Annotated in this window: 1 protein-coding gene and 1 pseudogene; both read left to right on the top strand. The window is 73.8% G+C overall.

The genetic code is table 11. The annotated features are described in order from the left end of the window. A partial coding sequence (locus AOK24_RS32930; protein WP_159052063.1) for a non-ribosomal peptide synthetase occupies positions 1 to 4,621 on the top strand: 4,621 nt, incomplete at its 5' end. 68 nt (positions 4,622 to 4,689) lie between these two features. Further along, positions 4,690 to 5,961, top strand: a pseudogene (locus AOK24_RS52825) (AMP-binding protein); the annotation flags it as partial.

Below are 5,961 nucleotides of genomic sequence, written 5' to 3'. Positions count from 1 at the left end.
CCCGCGCACCCCCGCCGAGGAAACCCTCACCGCCATCTGGACCGACGTCCTCGGCGCCCGGCGCATCGGCGTCCACGACAACTTCTTCTCCCTGGGCGGCGATTCGATCCTCAGCCTCCAGGTCGTCTCCCGTGCCCGCCGGGCCGGGCTCGCGCTCTCCTCGCGGGACCTCTTCCTGAAGCAGACGATCGCCGAACTCGCCCCGGCGGCAGCCGCCGTGGCCGGTGGACCTGCGGCGGAGCAGGGCCGGGTGAGCGGTCCCGTCCTGCTCGCGCCGATCCAGGAGTGGTTCTTCGACACCCACCCCGTCGGACCGCACCACTTCGCGATGTCGATGGCGTACGAACTCCGTGCCGGAGCGGATCTCGTGGCCCTGCGGGCGGCGGTGGCGGCCCTGTTGGACCGGCACGACGCCCTGCGGGGGCGGTTCCCCCGTACCGCTGCGGGGAGCCGGTGCGCGGAGATCGGCGCGGAGTCCGACGTCGACGCGGTGTTCGACGTCGTGGCCGAGGCCGACTGGGCGGAGCGGGTGCGGGACGCCCAGGCCGGGATGGACCTCGCCGAGGGACCGCTCGTCCGGGTCCTGGTGAGCGCGCGGGAGCTGGCGCTCGTCGTGCACCATCTCGTCGTCGACGGCGTCTCGTCGCGGATTCTGCTGGAGGACCTGGAGACGGCGTACGGGCAGGCCGCCGCCGGCAGGCCCGTCGATCTCGGGCCCAAGACGGCCTCGACCCGGCAGTGGGCCGAACGGCTCGCCGGGCACGACTTCGGCGGCCAGGTCCCCTACTGGCGCTCCGTCCTGGACGGCGCCCGCACCGCCCTGCCCCGGGACCGGGCCGACGGCGACACCACCATGGCCGGCGAGGCACGGCACGTCGTCCGGCTCGACGCCGAGCTCACCCGGCGGCTCCTCCAGGACGTCCCGGCCGCCTACCGGACACAAGTCAACGACGTCCTGCTCGCCGCCCTCGCCCGCACCCTGCGCCACTGGACCGGGCGGGACCGGATCGCCGTGAACCTGGAGGGCCACGGCCGCGAGGAGATCTTCGACGACATCGACCTCACCCGCACGGTCGGCTGGTTCACGGCCATCCATCCGGTCGCCCTCGAACTGCCCGACGACGGCGACCTCGGCGCCGTACTCAAGTCGGTCAAGGAGCAGCTCCGGGCCATCCCCGACAAGGGGGTCGGCTACGGCGCGCTGCGCCGGCTCGGCCTGCCCGTACCGGAGATCAGCTTCAACTACCACGGCCGCTTCGACGCCCCCGGCGCCGCGAGCAAGCTCCTCGGCGCCCCCCTTCCCGTCGGCGGCGAGGAGCACTGCCCCCAGGAGCGCCGGGCCCACCTGATCGACGTCATCGGAGTCGTCCAGGACGGCGTCCTCACCTTCACCTGGACCTACTCGCCCGACCTGCACCACCCGGACACGATCGAGAGCCTGGCCCGCCGGCTCGCCGACGAACTCGCGGGATTCGTCCGGCACTGCACCCGCCCCGACACCGGCGGCCGTACCCCCTCGGACTTCCCGCTCGTCCCGCTCACCCAGACCGAGGTGGACCGACTCGCGGGCGACGGACGGGCGGTGGAGGACGTCTACCCGCTCACGCCGCTCCAGGCCGGGATGCTCTTCCACGCGCTCTCCGATCCGGAACAGACCCCCTACCTGGAGCAGATCACCTTCGTCCTCGACGGGGTCCCCGACAGCCGGCCCCTGGCCGAGGCCTGGCAGCGCGCCCTGGACGCCTCGGACGCGCTGCGCGCCGCCGTCGTCTGGGAGGGCGTGACCCGGCCCGTGCAGGTGGTGCACCGCACCGCCCGCCTCCCCGTCACTCTCCTCGACTGGCAGGACCCGGCGGACCGGCACCCCGAACCGCTGGCCGACTTCCTCGCCCGCGACCGTGCCCAGGGCCTCGACCTGCGGGCCGCGCCGCTCATGCGGCTCACCCTCGCGCGGCTCTCCCCGGACAGTGTCCGCGTCGTGTGGACCTTCCACCACCTCCTCCTCGACGGCTGGAGCACCGCCGCCCTCCTCGCCGACGTGATCGGCCGGCGACCCCCGCACCGGGGCCGGTTCCGCACCTACCTGGAGTGGCTGGCCGCCCAGGACCACGAGGCCGGGCGCGCCCACTGGCGCCGCACTCTCGCCGGGTACGGCGAACCCCTCGCCCTCCCGTACGACCGCGACCCGGCCTGCACCCGGCGCGGCCAGTCCACCGGACGGGTACCCGTCCCGCTCGCCGACGGCGTCGCGGCACGCGTCCGCGCCTTCGCCCGCCGGCACCGCGTCACCGCCAACGCCGTCGTCCAGGGAGCCTGGGCCCTGCTCCTGTCCCGGTACGCCGGCGCACGCGACGTCGTGTTCGGGACGACGGTGTCCGGCCGCCCCGCCGACATCCCCGGCTGCGAGCGCATCCTCGGCCTGTTCATCAACACGCTGCCCGCCCGCGTCGCCGTCGACCCGTCGGCACCCGTGGCGGCCTGGCTCCAGGACCTCCAGCGCGGGCAGGCCGAGGCACGGCAGTACGAGTACGTCGCTCTCACCGACATCGAGTCCGAACTCCCCAAGGGACAGGCGCTGTTCGACACCCTGATCGTCTTCGAGAACTACCCCGTGGACAGCGCCCTGTCGGCGGGCGGGGGACCCGTCATCCGGGACATCCACGCCGAGGAGGCCACCAACTACGCCCTCGCCCTGGTCGCCGCCCTCACCGACGACCGCCTCGGCCTGACCCTCAGCCACGACCCGGCGCTCTTCGACCCGGCCACCGCCGAGCGGCTCGCCGCGCACCTCGCCCACACCCTCGACGCTCTCACCGCCGACGGCCCCGGGACACGCGTCGGCGACCTCGACGTCCTCGGCCAGGGCGCCCGGCCCGCCCTCCTCGCCCGGAGCACGGGCCCCGCCCACCGGCCCCCGGCGGCGTCGCTGCCGGAGCTGATCGAGGCCCAGGCCGCCCGCACCCCGCACGCCGTCGCCGTCGTGCACGACGACACCCGCCTCACCTACGCCGAACTCGACCGGCGCGCCCACGAGTTGGCCCGCGACCTGACCGCGCGCGGCGCCGGCCCCGACACCCCGGTCGTCGTCAGCCTCCCGCGCACCCCGGACCTCCTCGTCGCCCTGCTGGCCGTCCTCAAGGCGGGCGCGGTGTACGTGCCGGTGGACCCGGCGCTGCCCGCCGAACGCGCCGCGTACATCGTGGCCGACAGCGGCGCCCGGCTGGTCCTGACGGACACGCGGATCACCGGCGTCCCAGGACCCCTCCACAGCGCCCCCGCCGAGGCCGGCGCCTACCTCATCTACACCTCCGGCTCCACCGGCCGCCCCAAGGGCGTGCTCGTCCCCCGGTCGGCCGTCGCCAGCCATCTCACCTGGTTCGTCGAGGAGTTCGGCCTCACCGCCGACGACCGCGTCCTCGCCCGTACCTCCGTCGGCTTCGACGCGGCGCAGTGGGAACTGTGGGCACCCCTGCTGTGCGGGGCGACCGTCTGCCTCGCGGACACCGACGTGACCGTCGACCCGGACCGGCTCGCCGCCCTCGTACGGCGGCACGGCGTGACGACCGTGCAGCTCGTGCCCTCGCTCCTGGAAGCCCTCGCGGGCGCGGCCGGCGAGCGGCGGGTCCTCGACGGCGTACGGCGCCTCTTCCTCGGCGGCGAACCGCTCACCGCCCGCACGGCCGAGAAGGCGTACGGGCTCGGCGCGGAGACGGTCGTCAACCTCTACGGCCCCACCGAGACGACGATGCAGGCCGTCACCCACCGCCACGTCCCGCGCCCCGAGGACAGCGTCCCCATCGGCCTTCCGGTGGGCGGCACCCGCGCCTACGTCCTGGACCCGCTCCTGCGCCCCACCCCCCGAGGGACCACCGGAGAGCTGTACCTGACGGGCCCCCAGCTCGCCCGGGGCTACGCGGGCCGCCCCGCGCTCACCGCGACCCGCTTCGTCCCCGACCTCGCGGGCACCGGCCGCATGTACCGCACCGGCGACCTCGCCCGCCTGCGGGCCGACGGCACCCTGGAGTACACCGGCCGCGCCGACGACCAGGTGAAGATCCACGGCCACCGCATCGAACCCGGCGAGATCGACGCGACCCTCACCCGCCACCCGTCCGTCGCCCGCGCCGCGACCGTCGCCCACGACAACGACCGCCTGGTCTCGTACGTCGTCCCCCGCACCGGCGCGGAACTCGACCCGGCCGCCCTGCGCGACCTGCTCACCGCCACGCTCCCGGCGTACATGGTGCCCTCCGCGCTCGTCCGGGTCCCCGGCCTGCCGACCACGCCCAACGGCAAACTCGACCGCGCGGCCCTGCCCGCACCGGACAGCGGCGGCACGGACTTCGTGGCCCCCCGCACCGACACCGAGGAGTTCCTCGCCGCCCTGTGGCAGGAGGTCCTGGGCGCCGAACGCGTCGGCGTCACCGACGACTTCTTCCGGCTCGGCGGACATTCGATCGTGACGCTGCAACTCGTCTCCCGCATCCAGAGCACCTTCGGAATCCCCCTCTCCGTCCGCGAGTTCCACGCCGCGCCGACCGTGGCCGCGCTCGCCGACACGGTCGAGGAGAAGGTCCTCCAGGAGATCGAGGCCCTGCATGACGACGGCCCCCACGCATGACTCGCGACACTACGAGAGGAATCGGGAAGAACATGGCAGCGTCTGCGACCTCCGACGGTATGCGTTCGGTGGTGGAGGTCTTCGGGGAACAGGTGGCCAGGAAGCCCGGTGCGACGGCGGTGGTGTGCGGGGAAACGGCCCTGACGTACCGGGAGTTGGCGGAGCGCTCCGACCGGCTGGCCCGGGTGCTGGCCGGGCGCGGGGTCGGGGCGGAGTCGCGGGTCGGCCTGTCGCTCGGGCGGTCGGCGGACCTGATCGTCGCGATGCTGGGGGTGTTGAAGGCGGGGGCCGCGTACGTTCCCGTCAACCCGGCGCTCCCGCAAGAGCGTGTGCGCCACGTCCTGGCGGATGCGGGCGTCGAGCTGGTGCTCGGTGACATCGCGGGCCCCGAGGGGGAATTGCCGGAGCCCTCGGCCGACTCCTTGGCGTACGTGATGTTCACGTCCGGGTCGACGGGTCGTCCGAAGGGGGTCGCCGTCACGCAGAGTGCGATTGTCGCGTTGGCTGCTGATGCGCGGTTCGCGGGGCATGAGCGGGTGTTGTTCCACTCGCCGCACTCTTTCGATGCCGCGACGTACGAGATCTGGGTGCCGCTGCTCAACGGCGGCTGTGTCGTCGTCGCCGAGGAGGAGCTGAGCGTCTCCTTCGTCCGGGAGGCGGTGTCGCGGTACGGCATCACCGGGATGTGGGTGACGGCGGCCCTGTTCGGGGCGCTGGTCGAGGAGGACGCGGGATGCTTCCGGGGGCTCAGCGAGGTGTGGACGGGCGGGGACGCCGTACCGGCCGTGGCGGCGGCCCGGATGCTGCGCGCCTGTGCGGGACGAGGCTGGTCAATGGGTATGGCCCGACCGAGACGACCACCTTCGCGGTGAGCGGCCTGTTGTCTGCCGACGAGGCGGGCGACGGCGTGGTCCCGCTCGGAACCCCGATGGACGACACACGCGGATACGTCCTCGACGCCGGTCTGCGGCCGGTCGGTGATCGGTGCGTCAGGGGAGTTGTATCTGGGCGGAGACGGTCTGGCGCGCGGCTACTTCGGCCGGGCGGGACTGACGGCCGAGCGGTTCGTCGCCGACCCCTTCGTACCCGGACAGCGCCTCTACCGCACCGGCGATGTGGTGCGGTGGCGTGCGGACGGCCGCTTGGAGTTCCTGGGGCGTGGTGACGACCAGGTCAAGATCCGGGGTTTCCGGATCGAACTCGCCGAGATCGAGGCCGCGTTGGCCCGCTGCGAGGGCGTCGGTCAGGTGACCGTCGTGGCTCGCGAGGATCAGGGCGTCAAGCGTCTGGTGGCGTACGTCGTCGGTGAGGCGGATGTTGAGGGCTGGCGTGCCCAACTC

This window comes from Streptomyces niveiscabiei (assembly GCF_001419795.1).
In the GTDB taxonomy this organism is placed as follows: Bacteria; Actinomycetota; Actinomycetes; order Streptomycetales; family Streptomycetaceae; genus Streptomyces; species Streptomyces niveiscabiei.
The sequence above is the reverse complement of the archived record's forward strand: the minus strand, read 5'-3'. Positions and strand labels throughout refer to the sequence as shown.